The organism is Aliiroseovarius salicola (assembly GCF_027891095.1).
In the GTDB taxonomy this organism is placed as follows: Bacteria; Pseudomonadota; Alphaproteobacteria; order Rhodobacterales; family Rhodobacteraceae; genus Aliiroseovarius; species Aliiroseovarius salicola.
Map to the genome: position 1 here is coordinate 57,239 of NZ_JAQIIO010000008.1, position 15,411 is coordinate 72,649.

Consider the following 15,411-nt stretch of genomic DNA (forward strand, 5'->3'; position numbering starts at 1 on the left):
TTTCACGTTACACGCTACTGGAATGCAGACACTTACGCAACTCAGACGCCTTGGACTTTTTGACGCTCGTGTGCCCCGCTACACAAGCTATCCAACGGCCCCGCATTTTAAACCGGGCTTTGGCCCTGACGTGGTTACCGATTGGATCAAGGCGATCCCGTCGGGAGATTCGATCTCACTTTATGTCCACATCCCGTTTTGCCGCCGCCTGTGCTGGTTCTGCGCCTGTCGCACCCAGGGCACAGCTACGGCAGAGCCCGTGCGTGCCTATCTCGATACGCTCAAGCAGGAATTGGCGACGCTGAAAGGGTTGATTGCCCCTGGGGTAAAGATGGAGCACCTGCACTGGGGCGGTGGCACGCCGACCTTGTTGCAACCCGAGATGATCACCGAACTGACGGAAGCGATCCTGGACACGCTTCCCCTTGCGGACAATGCACAGTTTTCGGTTGAAATCGACCCCTCCGAAGTGGACGGCGCCCGCTTGGATGCCTTAGCCGAAGCGGGTATGAACCGCGCCTCAATTGGCGTGCAGGATTTCGACCCGATGATCCAGGAAGTCATTGGCCGCCCTCAGAGCTATGAGATCACCAAAGAAACCGTGGATGGGCTGCGCGCGCGCGGCATCACCAGCCTGAACATGGATATTCTCTATGGCCTGCCCCATCAGAATGAGGCGCGGATCACGGATTCGGTCAACAAGCTGATCAGCCTCAGCCCCGACCGGGTTGCGCTTTTTGGCTATGCACATGTTCCATGGATGGCGCGACGCCAAAACCTGATCCCAACCGAAGCCCTGCCCACCCCGGAAGGTCGGTTGGAGTTGTTCAATACCGCCCGCGAGCTGTTCCTCGAAGCGGGGTATGAAGAAATCGGAATTGACCACTTCGCGAAACCCGAAGACGGTTTGGCCACGGCCCACAAAGCCGGCACGATGCGTCGGAATTTCCAGGGCTATACGGAAGACAGTTCCGAGGTTCTGATCGGTATGGGCGCCAGCTCAATCTCACGTTACCCTCAGGGATACGCACAAAACGAACCAGCCACATCGAAATATCAGGTTGCGGCCCGCGCCGGCACACTAACGACGGCAAAAGGCCATGCGTTTGATCATGACGATCTTGTACGCGGTCGTATCATCGAACTTCTGTTGTGCGACTTCGAAGTGGATTTTGAACAGGTGGCATCTGAGTTGAAGGATGACACTGCGCGCCTGATCGCCATGGCTGATGGTCTGGATGAAGCTATGCCGGGCACAATCTCCTTCACAGGCAACACTATGCGAATCGAAGACACGGCGCGCCCCCTCGCCCGCATCGTAGCAAGGTATTTCGACGCCTATGAAATGAATGAAGCAGGGCACAGCCAAGCCGTATAACCTGAAAAGATACTCCGATTTGGGCGCATCGATTATCGGTGCGCCTTTTTCATTTCACTAGAAAACTAGAAAACTAGAAAACTAGAAAACTAGAAAACTAGAAAACTAGAAAACTAGAAAACTAGAATCGATCCTTGAAGTGTTGGCAAGGCTGTATCTGGCAAAACGGGGCAGCCAATGAACCAGCGCTTATAAGTGACCTGTCACGCCAACCTTAAACACAATCACAGGCTTCTGGTTCAGAGTGATCTCGCATCCTCAATCCAGATACCCAGCCTCCCGAGCAACCCGTTCGATCACATCCCCGATTGTCAGACCATGCTCAAACGCTCCGGTTTGCAAAAACGAAATCGCCTCAGCAATGACCAATGGATTGGTCATCATGAACGTGTGGGTCACCGGAAGGGTAATGTGATCCGACATCCCTTCTATCATCGTGTTTTGCACAGAAACTTTTCCGTCATCCTCTCCCTCAATCAGCGCCGAATAGATCGGATTTAGCGACCTGTTTCCGGCAATTACGCCGAGCTCGAAATCCGGGCTTCCAACTTGGTTCGGAACAGAGTGCTGACCTGTGCCCAGTTGTAAGCCCGCCGGACCATTGATCCATTCAAATGGCTCCAGAGACCCAAAGGCATCCACCAGCTGTGAGCCATTGTTTGGGGGGGCCAGCATAACCACGCGACCGAGAACCTTTGGCTGATTTTCTTCCAACCAGACCCGTACAAGGATCCCTCCCATCGAGTGAGTGACAAAATGGGTCGGCTGATCACCACAGGCCTGAACCGCGGGCGGTATAGCCTGTTCCACAAGAGCGCCAATTTTCGCCTCAGTTGAGGGATAGCCAAGATTGACCACTTCATAACCCTCAAGTTCCAGCGCCTCCTCCATCACCCAAAGAGACGACGGAGATCGTGCCAATCCGTGCAGCAGGACGACGCATTCCGCTGCCGCGGGAAGAGGGGCACTCAGTGCCATCAGAAGCGGCAGAAGAAATTTGTTATAGGATCTTTTGAACATGAAACATAAATAGGAAAGATTTTATCACGATGCGAGGGGTAGCTGGGACATGCGCGGATTTGCGCATTGCTCCGAAAAGGGCGCCCGCAGGCGCCCTCCATTGTTGCTCAGGTATCACCTGAAGACACTCAGACTTCGGTATAGAAACCCGGGGCAAACCAGCGGATCATGAGAGCCCCTGCGCCTGCCAATGTGACGGCAAGCACCATTGGCCACCCCACCACCGGGATCAATGCCAAAACGGTGACGGACACAGCTCCTACCAAGGCTGCAACAGCGCGCTCCAGGAAGGTCACTGGCAACGGTTGCCCCGCCAATTTGACCGCACCAACTCCCAGGAGGTAGGTCCCGATTACATATCCCGCAATCCCTAACAGCACCGCACCAAGGATCGCGAAGGGCGCGAGGAGAATGCCATAACCGGTGGCCCCTAAAACGAACAAGGCTCCAGCCAATGCGGATATGGATAGAAAGCCCATCCAGATCGCACGAAACGGGCTTTCCAGTGTGCGATCACGCAATCCCATCAGGAAACCTGGGGCAAAATAAGCAACAACGCTGGCAACAACGGTGAGGGTGAGGATTGCGCCGATTTTTCCTCCGAGCCAGGACAGAAAGCCCCCATTGCTTTCGGGGGCACGCGTTGCGCCCCCTTCAGGCGAGGCAGATCCGTCAAACTCGTCCGCAGCGAGGCGTTCAATGCGATCCGCTGAAACCACATGATCCGGCACATCGATTGCATCCACATCTTCGGCATAAAGATAAAGTGTGCCATCAATACGCGCATTCGCCCCGAAAGAGATGTTGTCGGTGGCAAAGCTGGCGTCACCTGCGATCACCTCGGTCAACAGAATGTTTTCCGCAGCAACCAAAGCACTGTCACCAACAGAGCCCGTAATTTCAACCCGTTGCGCTGCAACGCGCAGATCACCCGAGACAGGTGCGGCCACCAGCACGGTATCCCCTGCCAATTGCGCATCTCCGCCCACACTTGCGGCCAGGTTCACATTCATACCCGCAGCATAGACATTGTTGCCCACGGGGCCGGAAACAGAGACCGAACGCCCCCCAGCATGGGCGGATCCTTCTACCGGGGCGGAAATCACCACGGTGTTGCCCGCAATAAAGGCATCATCAACCGCGTCGCCACTTAGGGTGACATTGTCACCTGCCATATAGGCGTCATCGCCAAACCGATAAACCTCTTGCGCGCTCACAGGCAGCGCTGCAAGGGTCAGCAAAGAAATAAGCAAAGGTCGAAACATGGCTGTCTCCGCCAAAATTCATGTTACAGGCGTTAACATAGGCGGGATGACCGGAAGTTGTAAGGGGGAAACGAAAAATTCTCCCCCCCCCCTTATTCGCCCTCTTTCGGCAAAAGAAATGGCGGCCCGAAGACCGCCATTCCTAATTTCTGCGAGATGCAGCGTTTACCATCTGGCAAACTGCTTACATCATGCCGCCCATGCCGCCCATGTCGGGCATGCCGCCGCCCGGCATGCCAGCACCACCGTCTTTCGACGGTTTGTCGGCTACCATGGCTTCGGTGGTGATCAGCAGACCAGCGATGGATGCTGCATCTTCCAGCGCGGTGCGCGCCACTTTGGCCGGGTCGATCACGCCAAACGAGAACATGTCACCATATTCTTCGGTCTGAGCGTTGAAACCAAACGAGGTATCGTCGTTTTCGCGCACTTTACCAGCCACAACAGCACCATCCACACCGGCGTTTTCTGCGATCTGACGCAGCGGGGCTTCGATAGCTTTCGAGACGATCACGATGCCAGCGTTCTGGTCAGAGTTTGCACCTTCCAGAGTAGCCAGCGCCTTACCAGCCTGAACCAGAGCAACGCCACCGCCCACGATCACGCCTTCTTGTACAGCAGCGCGGGTCGCGTTCAGCGCATCGTCAACACGGTCTTTGCGCTCTTTCACTTCCACTTCGGTCATGCCGCCAACGCGGATCACCGCAACACCGCCTGCCAGTTTGGCAACGCGCTCTTGCAGCTTTTCACGGTCATAATCCGAGGTGGTTTCTTCGGCTTGAGTGCGGATCTGAGCAACACGTGCTTCAATCTCGGCCTTCTCGCCAGCACCGTCAACGATGGTGGTTTCGTCTTTGGTGATTTCGATTTTCTTGGCCGAACCCAGCATGTCCATGGTCACGCTTTCGAGCTTCATGCCCAGATCTTCCGAGATCACCTGGCCACCGGTCAGGATCGCGATGTCTTGCAGCATGGCTTTACGACGATCGCCGAAGCCAGGAGCCTTAACAGCAGCAATTTTCAGGCCACCGCGCAGTTTGTTCACAACCAGAGTTGCCAGCGCTTCGCCTTCAACATCTTCAGCGATGATCAGCAGCGGTTTCTGCGACTGAATCACTTGCTCCAGCAGCGGAACCATCGGCTGCAGCGACGAGAGTTTCTTCTCGTGCAGCAGAACCAGACAGTCGTCCAGATCAGCGATCATTTTGTCAGGGTTGGTCACAAAGTAAGGCGACAGGTAGCCACGGTCGAACTGCATGCCTTCAACGACGGTGGTCTCGGTTTCGAGGCCCTTGTTCTCCTCGACGGTGATCACACCTTCGTTGCCAACTTTTTGCATCGCATCTGCGATTTGCTGGCCGATTTCAGCTTCGCCGTTGGCCGAGATGGTGCCAACCTGAGCAACTTCGTCGCTGTCAGCAACCGGGCGCGCCGATGCTTTGATGCTTTCAACAACCTTGGCAGTCGCCAGGTCGATGCCGCGCTTCAGGTCCATCGGGTTCAGGCCAGCAGCAACCTGCTTCAGACCTTCGCGAACGATGGCTTGAGCGAGAACGGTTGCAGTGGTGGTGCCGTCGCCAGCTTCGTCATTGGTGCGCGAAGCCACTTCTTTGACCATCTGCGCGCCCATGTTTTCGAACTTGTCTTCCAGCTCGATCTCTTTGGCAACAGATACACCGTCTTTGGTGATGCGCGGGGCGCCGAACGACTTGTCCAGAACCACGTTGCGGCCTTTCGGGCCGAGGGTCACTTTGACAGCGTCAGCGAGGATGTTGACGCCGCGCAGCATTGCGTTGCGGGCATCGGTATCGAACTTTACGTCCTTAGCAGCCATTATGCTTGCTCCTAGTATTCTTGGTAAATCTGGTCAGACGATCAGGACAGGATGCCCATGATGTCGCTTTCTTTCATGATCAGCAGCTCTTCACCGTCGATGGTGATTTCGGTGCCGGACCATTTGCCGAACAGGACTTTATCGCCTGCGTTCACGGCCGGTGCGATCAGTTCGCCGCTATCTTTGCGGGCACCTTCGCCAACCGAGATCACTTCGCCTTCGGCGGGTTTCTCTTTGGCGCTTTCGGGGATGATCAGGCCACCTGCGGTTTTTTCGTCGCTTTCAACACGGCGAACCAGAACGCGGTCATGCAGCGGAGTAAATGCCATTTCTGAGGCTCCCTAAGCTCAGTTTCGTTTCAATTTGCGCTTTCTTGCGCTTTGGCACTCACCTGAGGAGAGTGCTAACGGCGAAACAGTTAGGCATGTGATTGGGGGGTGTCAACAGCACCTAGCTCATTTTTTCCACTTGCGAAATGTCATTCACTGCAATTCATTTCAACTTATACGTTTTCAGAATTTAAGACCCTGACAAAACGGAGTGATTACATGCAACGTCTTTTCTCTTTGGCGCTCGCCACATTGTTCGCATTGAACGGCGCCGCCTATGCTCTGTGCACCGGTGCGAATGCTTTGGACAGCCTGCCTGCGTCGACACGTGTGGCCATTCAAGACCGGGTAGATGGCATACCGTATTCTGAGGGGCTGCTGTGGCTAGCCGAGAAAGATCAACGCTCATTGGTCTTGATCGGAACGATCCACGTTCCTGATCCGCGGCTTGATACTCTGTTGGCGCAGCTACAACCGCATCTTGCCAGCGCTGATAAGCTCTTTCTTGAACTCACATCCGAAGAAGAACAGCTGTTTCAGTCCATGATGCAAAGAGATCCTGCAAAGTTTCTGATCATGTCCGGACCTGGATTGGATGAGAGGCTTTCCCCCGAAGCGTGGAGCAAGCTGACAGATACCCTTGCGGATCTTCCACATCTTGGCCTCCCTCCTGAAGCCGCCAGCCGGCTTCAGCCCTGGTTCCTTGGGCTATTGCTCGCCATGCCCCCTTGCATGTTCGACTCCCTTGCCCAAGGAAAACTTGGGCTTGACCGTCGCATTGAGAAAGCAGCGGCACAGCTGGATCTTCCAGCAGGCGGGCTAGATGACCCGCAATCATTGATGGATATGTTTTCGGATCATCCTCTCGACGAACAGATCGAAGACATGGAAGCCGGCATAATGCTGATGGACCACGATCCATCTAGTATCGTTGCTCTGGTAGAAAGTTATTTTGATGGCAACTTTCAGATTGGTTGGGAGGTCAGCCTTCAACAGGGGCGCGACGTCGCAGCCAAAACAGGGCGCACGGCTTGGCTGGATGCCGAAATCGCCGAGATGGAGTACCAGATGTTGACGGTCAGAAACCAGCTATGGCTGGAAGAACTGACCCAAGAGAACCAACCTGCTCGGGCAGTGATCGCCGTTGGAGCGGCGCATATGCCCGGAGAATCCGGGCTTCTGAACCTGTTGGCACAGGACGGTTGGAATATCTCTTCAATCGCGCTGGATCTTCCATAAAACGCAAAAGAGTGGATGGCCCAATTGCGGGTCATTCCTCAATCAGTGCATCAAATGTGGCGGCAGATCTGACAAATTAGAGCCTGAGGACAATCCATTTGGACAGGTAAGGCGACGCAGGAATGATGCCTTTAATATTCCGGCGTTACAGTTGAGTTGCACTCAGTGGAAACGGTGTCGAACTGAACGGTCAGCTGATCTCGGATCGACCGCGCTCCGTCAGCCCATAGATGCCGCGCTCTACCCGCTCAAACCAGCCATAGTGATTGGCCGCCATCATGGTCGTAGCCTTCGCGACCCCGGTTGCCCTGGCCAGCGCGGCGCCTTTCATCGGACCATGTTCAGCCAGATGTACAGCAAGTTTCTCGGCATCCTGACGGTAGGCGGTCACGATCTTTCCATTGGTACCACCGGTATTGGGATCACCCTTACGCCGGACAAACTCCCCTAAAAGCTTTGCTGATTTCACCTTTGATTTTCTCGGCTGAAACGGGGCCGGATCACAGTGCAACTGCACAAAACCGTCGTTCATCCGAACCGAGAGCACTCCCAGCCCCAAGCGACGACATAGACCGATATTTCCTTTGAATGCCCGCCATCCGGCCCGCCCGGCCCAGCGCGGCACTGCCACATAGACATGGTCGCTGATCGCCTGCCGCGCGACGGCCTGTTGTAGAAGCGTCAGAGAGAACCCGGATTTGAGCTCAACCACCACAGGTGCGCATGTCTCACGAAGCGCAACCACATCTGCACCGGCCACCTCGGCCTTCACTTCATAGCCTAGCTCTTCGAGCCAGGCCTTCACCGGGGCGTAAAGATCGGTTTCGGCGGGTTTGCTCACTGTCCTACTGCCTTTGGGTCTCATTTTGCCGACCCGCTGCTCTTGATCACAAAACCAGAATACTAGTTTTCTAGTTTTCTAGTTTTCTAGTTTTCTAGTTTTCTAGTTTTCTAGAAAAGGCGCGACGCCCCGCCCCGTCAACCAAAATCACACATGCGCCAATCTGTCAGCGCCAACACAGGTGACAAGCCCTTCCCCCCCTCTTATAAGGCCCCAAAACTCCCTGTTTCAAAGACGGAATGATCTCATGACCACCCTTGTTTTCGGCCACAAATCGCCTGACACCGACTCCACCGGCTCGCCCATCGTCTGGGCCTGGTATCTGAACGAAGTGAAAGGCGTTGACGCCAAACCCGTTCTGCTTGGCACTCCCAACACCGAAGCCCAGTTCATGGTTGAGCGCTGGGGTTTTGAGATGCCCGAGATCATCGAGAACGTGGCCGACAATCAGGCTTGTGTTGTGGTCGACACCAACAACCCCGCCGAACTGCCCGCCAACATCAACGGTGCAGACGTTCAGGCGATCATCGACCACCACAAGCTGGTAGGTGGCCTGGAGACCAAAGGCCCGATCGACATCACCATCCGTCCGCTGGCCTGCACCGCCACCATCATGATCGACCTGATGGGCGACGATGCCGCCAAGATGCCCGACAATATCAAAGGTGCGGCGCTGACCTGCATCCTGTCGGACACGCTGGAGTTCCGTTCGCCCACCACCACCGATCACGACCGTGAAGTGACCGAAAAACTGGCTGCCGATCTAGGCATCGACATTTCGGCCTACGCGTCGGAAATGTTCGAAGCGAAGTCAGACGTGTCGGCCTTCTCCGCCGCTGAACTTTGCCGCCTTGATTCCAAAGAATACGAAGTAGATGGCGTAAAATTCCGCGTGGGTGTTCTGGAAACCACTGCACCGAAGATGATCCTCGATCGCAAGGACGAGCTGGTCGCCGCCATGCCGGAAGTCTGCAAGGAAGATGGTCTCGATCAGGTGCTGCTCTTCGTGGTCGACATCCTGAACGAAGAAGCCACTCTGTTTGTGCCGAACGACCTGATCAAAGGCGTAGCTGAGAAGAGCTTTGGCGCCACAGTTGACGGCGACACCGTGGTCCTGCCCGGCATCATGAGCCGCAAAAAACAGATCATCCCGAACCTGGCTGTGTAAGCCCGGCCCAACGGACAAGATCAGCGAGGCGCCATTTGGCGCCTCGTTTCGTTTTCCACTCAGATGAGACCCAGATCCGCATCGGACGGAGAAGGCGCATATTTGTCGCGCGGCGGCCATGGGCGATCTTGCCAGTGTGGCTCAAACACAAAACTGGATCGGTTGCGCCCCTCAACAAGTGCACCATTCCCAGCCCCCAAAGCATAGTCAAAATAGAGTTTCACGATCTCTTCGCGGCTCACCTGTTGGGCCGCAGGATGGGAAAGACAAGCGTCCCGCCAACGGCGTACACGATCATATTCCTCTCCTTCCGGCAGCTCGAACCCTTCGTAATAGTCAAGGAACCAGAAGCGCATGAACATGGGGGTAAACACAGCTTCTGCCAATCCGAACTGATCGAACAGAAACACCCCATCAGGATTGTGATCCATCAGAAACCCGTTGAGATCCCGGTACAGAGATCGCATCTTTTCTAAATGGTTTGAGCGAGCGGTGCGATCCTGGTTCATGACCATCATATATCCGGCCATTGTGAAGGGGCCTTCCATGGAAACCATCATCTGTTCAACTGCGCGCTCGTACGGATCGCTCCTTGCAATTTGTGGAGCGATGGTCTCATCAAAATAGGACAGGATCACCAAACTTTCCTTGAGGATTCGCCCATCAGGGAACTCCAATACAGGCAAGGCAGTCGAGCCACGCGTCTTGCGCAAAAATTCCGGATCCCGAGGGCGCGTGATGTCGATCACAGAATAGGTTACGGCTTTCTGATGCCCCTTGAGGTGGAGAAGAATGGCCAACCTTTGTGAAAACGGACAAACAGGGATGTGATAAAGAATTGGGTTTTGCAAAATATCTCTCATGCTTTGCCTTCAATACTCGCAAGTTTAGCGATGCTGATGTTTCCTGTCATCTGCATGAGAAAGCCTGCAATGAGCCTGCCACCGACCCTACTCTAACATGCCTTTCAGTCACTCTATCATGCGTTTATGGAGCATTCACCGCCCCGCCCGGATCCGCTCCACTTCCGCCAGAACCACTTCCACACGGCGACGATCCGACGGGTGGGTGGACCAGAAATTGCCCTGCCCGCGTGATCCACTTTTGGCTGCGGAACGCACAAAGAACTGCACCCCTTTCACGGGATCGTAACCCGCCGCATAGGCGATACGGGTGCCAAGGATATCACTTTCCAACTCATATTCCTTTGAATAGGCGCGCCCGCCGATGGTGGCACCGATATCCATGCCCAGATCCACAGTCGAAGCATCCGCGCCCATCGCTGCGGTCAGGGCGCCGAGGATCAACGCTCCGGCCTGTGCCTGACGCACAGTTTTCTGGATGTGCTGCCCCAGCATATGCCCGTATTCATGACCGATCACAAAAGCGACCTCGTCATCCGATCCGCTTTCTTGCAACAGCGGCACTGAGACCCGAACAATCGGTCGTCCCTTGTTGAAGGTGAAATAGGCGTTGGGTTCCTTGAGTTTGGGGTCAATAGCAATATCGACAGCACAAAACGCGTCACTTCCTCCGGGACGAGTGGTCCGACAGTAATTCACGCCAGCCTGACGGACCCGCGGCATGACCCGGTGAAACCGGGCCACGGCAGCCTCGCGCGACAGCTTGCCCGCGTTCTGGTATTGCGCTGCCTGATATAGCCCTTCCGCCTGCGACTGATGGCTGCTCTGTGCTTCTGGCAGGTCAGTGGTGGTGGTACAGCCTGCGAGCGCCAGCATCGACACGGCGATCACTTTGCGCAGAGGTGACGCAATCACGATCTGGAAAAACTCTGTCATGTCACTCTCCAAACCCGGCTGGATGATCTAAACTGGTATAAGTTCTAGCGAATATTCATGGTCAAACCAGCTTTGATTTGGCATATCCCGCCCATAAGCGAAAAGGATCCCCATGACCCGTATCATCACCGCCCTGTCCGAGATATCCGCCAATTATGACGCCCTCTTCGTTGACCTCTGGGGCTGCGTACATAACGGCATCACAGCATTTGACGAGGCCGTGGCCGCACTGCGCGCCTACCGCGCAAATGGCGGTTTTGTGGTTCTGGTGACCAACTCGCCCAAACCCCGTGCAGGCGTGGCCAATCAACTGCCGGAATTTTGCGTACCGGCAGATTGCTATGACACCATCGCAACCTCAGGCGACAGTGCGCGGGCCGCGATGTTCACCGGGGCCGTGGGCCACAAGGTCTTTTTCATGGGGGAATGGGAGCGGGATGCGGGATTTTTTGAGCCGCTTCACGTGATCGACAACCCGGTTGAGATCACACGCGTGCCGGTGGCGGAGGCGGAAGGTATTGTCTGCTGTGGCCCGTTTGATCCGATGGCTGATCCCGACACCTGGCGCGCTGACCTTTTGATGGCAAAGCAACACGGGCAGAAGCTTCTCTGTGCCAATCCGGATATCATTGTGGACCGTGGCGAGGAACGCGAGTGGTGTGCAGGGGCAGTGGCACGGATGTACACCGAAATGGGTGGCGAGAGCCTCTATTTCGGCAAGCCCCACCCACCGATTTATGACCTTGCCCGCCGCCGGATGATGGCCGAGGGGCGCGATGTGCCCAACACCCGCATTCTAGCCATCGGCGACGGTATCCACACCGATATTCGCGGAGCGCTTGGGGAAGACATCGATTCGCTGTTCATCACCGGTGGATTGGCGCGCAGGGACACAAGAACCACGACACAGCCTGATCCCGATGCGCTAAGTGCTTTTGTGAAAAAGGAAATGATCACCCCAACTTTTGCGATTGGATATCTGCGTTAAGGGTAAAATCCCCCTTGCTTTCTGCGACTGCAAAGTAATATTGTTGCGCCATGGACGTGGGGAGCGTCCTTTTGTTACTCGAAGAATGACAGCAAGGGGAACACCATGTCAGACACAATCACCCGTGGCACCATCCATGCCGATGAACTTGAGGTCGGCATGTGTCGCACCCTCACCAAGGAAGTCACCGACCGCGATATTGAGCTGTTTGCCGAAGTGTCGACCGATCGCAATCCGGTCCATCTGGATGACGAATATGCCAACGCAACCATGTTCAAGGGCCGCATCGCCCACGGGATGCTGACCGCCGGTCTGATTTCAGCCGTGATCGGCGAGCAGCTGCCTGGCCATGGCACGATCTATCTGGGCCAGAACCTCGCCTTCAAAGCACCGGTACGCCCCGGCGATGTGGTAACCGCAGAAGTGACGGTGATGGAAGTGGATCCTGTCAAGGGTCGCGCCACGCTCAAGACGGAGTGTCTTGTGGATGGCAAACCGGTTTTGACCGGTGAGGCAAAGGTGCTGGCACCGCGGCGCAGCTGATACGTTGGAATGAGGGGCGCTGCCCCTCGCCTCTTCGAGGCTCACCCCGGGATATTTTTTGCAAGAGGAAGAGGTGAGCAGGTTTCACCTGTGCTCTGTGCTCACTGGGGTTGCACACGCGCGTTTGGAGCGGTAGAGCAGCCCCATGCGCATCGTTCGAGACTATCAATTTGTAGCCCCTGAAGATCGCGGCGCGTCCGCCGCGATTGGCAATTTCGATGGGGTCCATCTGGGCCACCAATATGTGATCGATATTGCTCGGAAAGAGGCCACCGCCACCGGTGCCCCGCTGGGGGTTATGACCTTTGAACCTCATCCACGAGAATATTTTGCACCCAAGGCCCCGCCGTTTCGATTGATGGGGTCCGAAGCGCGGGCACACCGGCTGGAGAAGCTGGATGTTGAACGCCTTTATGAACTCAGTTTCAACGATACGCTTTCCGCGCTGACGCCTCGCGAATTTGCGCAAAATGTGATCGTTGACGGGCTGGGGCTTGCCCATATCGTTGTTGGCGCGGATTTCTGTTTTGGCAAGGGGCGTGCTGGCAATGCGGATGACCTGATTGCCCTGGGGCAGGAACTTGGGTTTGGCGTGACCATCGCCCCACTGATGCACGATGCGGGCGAAGAAGTCAGTTCAACCGCGATCCGGAAGGCGCTGACCGATGGGCGACCTCAGGATGCCGCCCGTATGCTGGGGCATTTGCACAGGATCGAAGGCGAGGTAATTCGGGGTGACCAGCGCGGACGCGATCTGGGTTTCCCAACCGCCAACATGTCCATCGCGGGTCTGCATCCACCAAGATTCGGTGTCTATGTGGTAGAGATCGATATTTTGACAGGACCGTATCAAGGCACTTATGGCGGTGCAGCCTCAATGGGGACGCGCCCGATGTTCGGAGAGAACCTGCCGAATATTGAAAGCTTCATCTTCGACTTCAAAGGCGACATTTACGGTGAACATCTGTCCGTCGCCCTGATTGAATATCTGCGCCCCGAGTGCAAATTCGAAAACCTGCAAGCACTGATCACCCAAATGAACGCCGATTGCGCCACTGCGCGCGAGATACTCGCGGCGCGCTGAAAGGAGATATCATGATCCGACATGTCGTCTTTTTCACCGCACGCAATCCCAATGATCGGGACATGATCTTTGATGGGCTTAATCTCTTGCAGGGTATTCCGCACAAACGGTTCCTTGAGGTGGGGTGCAATCTGGCAACCGACCCAATTCCGGGTACTCACCCGGATTTCGTGGTTTATGGAGAATTTGACGACGAGGCCCAGCTGATCGCCTTCAAGGACCACCCGCTTTATCAGGAAAGCATCAAAAAGGTGCGCCCCCTGCGCGACCTGCGCATGTCCGCGGATTTCCTGTCCGGTCAGGGCAATTAGCATCGCCATGGCCCCTGTTTTGCGCAAGAAATTCTGGGAACGCCCTTTGCAGGATCTGACCCCGGAAGAGTGGGAAGCCCTCTGTGATGGGTGCGGCAAGTGCTGCCTGAACAAGTTAGAAGATGAAGAGACTGGTGAGGTGGTTTTCACCCGCATCGCCTGTCGCCTGCTGGACAATGAAACCTGCCGCTGCGCGCAATATGACATCCGGTTGAATTTCGTGCCGGAATGCATTGTGCTCAGTCAGAAGAATATCGCCGATATTGCCTATTTCATGCCCGCCTCTTGTGCATATCGCCTGCGGCACGAAGGAAAGCCACTTGCCGATTGGCATCCGCTTGTTGCAGGTGGGCCAGAACGAATGCATGAAGAAGGAAGGTCTGTCAAAGGCTGGACCATCCCGGAATTCGACGTGCCCGAAGAAGAATGGGAAGAGCATCTGATCGAGGAGCCCCACTGATGTATTTTGCCTCTGACAACACCGGCCCGGTGCATCCGAAAATCCTTGAAGCGATCGGTGCTGCGAGCAATGGGTATGCGATGCCCTATGGGGCGGACGATTTGAACGCTCAGGTCACGGCACGCATCCGAGACATTTTTGAAGCCCCCGATGCAGCGGTTTTTCTGGTCGCCACCGGCACCGCTGCAAATGTGCTCTCGCTTGCCACATTGAGCCAACCATTCGAAACGATATTCTGTACTCCCGAAGCACATATCCATGAAGACGAATGCAACGGGCCCGAGTTTTTCACCGGTGGGGCAAAGCTCACATTGGTACCGTCGATCAACGCCAAGATGACACCGGAAACCCTGCGCACCACAGTTACCAAGGAAGGTTCCCGTGGCGTGCATGGGCCGCAACGCGGACCTGTTTCCATCACAAATGTGACCGAGCGCGGTACAGTCTACTCCGTGGCGGAAATCGCCGCCCTGACGGGCGTTGCCAAAGAATTTGGTCTGGCCACTCATCTGGACGGCGCGCGCTTTGCCAATGCGGTGGTGGCAACAGGCAGCACTCCAGCTGAGATGACCTGGAAAGCGGGCATTGATGTGGTCAGCTTCGGCGGCACCAAAAACGGCTGCATGGGGGTTGAAGCCGTCATCTTCTTTGACCCGAAACACGCGTGGGAATTTGAACTCCGCCGCAAACGCGGCGCGCATCTCTTCTCAAAACATCGCTTCCTGTCTGCCCAGATGCTGGCCTATCTCGAAGATGGATTGTGGCTTGATCTGGCAAGTCGCGCCAACGCCGCCAATGCACGTCTGGCACGCGGTCTAAAACAGGTTGAAGGCACGTCCTACATGTTCGAACCCGAAGCCAATATCAGCTTCGCCCGCTGGTCGCGGCAAGGCCATCAATTCTTGCATGATGCCGGGGCCGTGTATCTTGTGTGGAATGACGATCTGATTGGCAATGACCCGGACGAACTATTAGAAGCACGCCTCGTTACCGATTGGTCCGCCACCGATGAAAACATCGACATGTTTCTGAACCTGATCCGACGCTAGAGCCTTCGGTATTTTCTTGCTGCAAATACCTTGGGGTACGCCCGCAGGGCGAGGGGCAAAGCCCCTGAGCCGAGGCAAAGCCGAGGCCGCGCCCAACGATATC

Annotated in this window: 16 protein-coding genes; 9 read left to right on the plus strand and 7 right to left on the minus strand. The window is 55.7% G+C overall.

Annotated features, from left to right (window positions below):
• The first annotated feature begins 22 nt into the window (after positions 1-22).
• Entirely contained in the window at positions 23-1,378 is a 1,356-nt protein-coding gene (gene hemN, locus O2N63_RS13950) for an oxygen-independent coproporphyrinogen III oxidase (RefSeq protein WP_271054895.1), read from the plus strand.
• A 258-nt stretch (positions 1,379-1,636) separates the two neighbouring features.
• On the opposite strand, the gene O2N63_RS13955 is transcribed toward hemN, so the two are convergent.
• The 4 genes from O2N63_RS13955 to O2N63_RS13970 form a co-directional block, all read right to left on the minus strand.
• Positions 1,637-2,398 carry a lipase family protein gene (locus O2N63_RS13955; protein ID WP_271054896.1) on the minus strand — a complete coding sequence of 254 codons (762 nt, stop codon included), beginning with the start codon at positions 2,396-2,398 and terminating at the stop codon, positions 1,637-1,639.
• A gap of 128 nt (positions 2,399-2,526) precedes the next feature.
• Entirely contained in the window at positions 2,527-3,663 is a 1,137-nt protein-coding gene (locus O2N63_RS13960) for a hypothetical protein (RefSeq protein WP_271054897.1), read from the minus strand.
• A gap of 184 nt (positions 3,664-3,847) precedes the next feature.
• Positions 3,848-5,497, minus strand: coding sequence for a chaperonin GroEL (gene groL / locus O2N63_RS13965; RefSeq protein ID WP_271054898.1), 1,650 nt, complete (start codon positions 5,495-5,497; stop codon positions 3,848-3,850).
• 41 nt (positions 5,498-5,538) lie between these two features.
• A complete protein-coding gene (locus O2N63_RS13970; protein WP_271054899.1) occupies positions 5,539-5,826 on the minus strand; it encodes a co-chaperone GroES in 288 nt (95 codons plus the stop codon).
• A gap of 219 nt (positions 5,827-6,045) precedes the next feature.
• On the opposite strand from O2N63_RS13970, the gene O2N63_RS13975 reads away from it, so the two are divergent.
• Positions 6,046-7,065, plus strand: coding sequence for a TraB/GumN family protein (locus O2N63_RS13975; protein WP_271054900.1), 1,020 nt, complete (start codon positions 6,046-6,048; stop codon positions 7,063-7,065).
• A gap of 190 nt (positions 7,066-7,255) precedes the next feature.
• Here the strand turns inward: O2N63_RS13975 and O2N63_RS13980 are convergent, their stop codons facing one another.
• Entirely contained in the window at positions 7,256-7,906 is a 651-nt protein-coding gene (locus O2N63_RS13980; RefSeq protein WP_271054901.1) for a DUF2161 domain-containing phosphodiesterase, read from the minus strand.
• A 247-nt stretch (positions 7,907-8,153) separates the two neighbouring features.
• Here O2N63_RS13980 and O2N63_RS13985 point away from each other — a divergent pair, with 247 nt between their 5' ends.
• The gene (locus O2N63_RS13985; RefSeq protein WP_271054902.1) at positions 8,154-9,074 is read left to right on the plus strand and encodes a manganese-dependent inorganic pyrophosphatase; all 921 of its coding nucleotides are present in this window, start codon (positions 8,154-8,156) and stop codon (positions 9,072-9,074) included.
• Between the two features lie 59 nt (positions 9,075-9,133).
• On the opposite strand, the gene O2N63_RS13990 is transcribed toward O2N63_RS13985, so the two are convergent.
• Together O2N63_RS13990 and O2N63_RS13995 are read right to left on the minus strand one after the other, a co-directional pair.
• Positions 9,134-9,937 (minus strand): glutathione S-transferase family protein, encoded by an 804-nt coding sequence (locus tag O2N63_RS13990; RefSeq protein ID WP_271054903.1) that lies wholly within the window; start codon positions 9,935-9,937, stop codon positions 9,134-9,136.
• 135 nt (positions 9,938-10,072) lie between these two features.
• Positions 10,073-10,873: a M48 family metalloprotease gene (locus O2N63_RS13995; protein WP_271054904.1), complete on the minus strand. Its 801-nt coding sequence runs from the start codon at positions 10,871-10,873 to the stop codon at positions 10,073-10,075.
• A gap of 112 nt (positions 10,874-10,985) precedes the next feature.
• Here O2N63_RS13995 and O2N63_RS14000 point away from each other — a divergent pair, with 112 nt between their 5' ends.
• The 6 genes from O2N63_RS14000 (at position 10,986) to O2N63_RS14025 (ending at position 15,308) form a co-directional block, all read left to right on the plus strand.
• On the plus strand, positions 10,986-11,861 hold the full coding sequence (locus O2N63_RS14000; protein WP_271054905.1) for a TIGR01459 family HAD-type hydrolase: 876 nt from the start codon (positions 10,986-10,988) through the stop codon (positions 11,859-11,861).
• A 105-nt stretch (positions 11,862-11,966) separates the two neighbouring features.
• A complete protein-coding gene (locus O2N63_RS14005) occupies positions 11,967-12,404 on the plus strand; it encodes a MaoC family dehydratase (protein WP_271054906.1) in 438 nt (145 codons plus the stop codon).
• 145 nt (positions 12,405-12,549) lie between these two features.
• Positions 12,550-13,488: a bifunctional riboflavin kinase/FAD synthetase gene (locus tag O2N63_RS14010; RefSeq protein ID WP_271054907.1), complete on the plus strand. Its 939-nt coding sequence runs from the start codon at positions 12,550-12,552 to the stop codon at positions 13,486-13,488.
• 11 nt (positions 13,489-13,499) lie between these two features.
• A complete protein-coding gene (locus tag O2N63_RS14015; RefSeq protein ID WP_271054908.1) occupies positions 13,500-13,799 on the plus strand; it encodes a Dabb family protein in 300 nt (99 codons plus the stop codon).
• Between the two features lie 7 nt (positions 13,800-13,806).
• Entirely contained in the window at positions 13,807-14,259 is a 453-nt protein-coding gene (locus tag O2N63_RS14020; protein WP_271054909.1) for a YcgN family cysteine cluster protein, read from the plus strand.
• Positions 14,259-15,308 carry a threonine aldolase family protein gene (locus O2N63_RS14025; protein WP_271054910.1) on the plus strand — a complete coding sequence of 350 codons (1,050 nt, stop codon included), beginning with the start codon at positions 14,259-14,261 and terminating at the stop codon, positions 15,306-15,308. The genes O2N63_RS14020 and O2N63_RS14025 overlap by 1 nt, the downstream gene beginning before the upstream one ends.
• Positions 15,309-15,411: the final 103 nt, after the last annotated feature.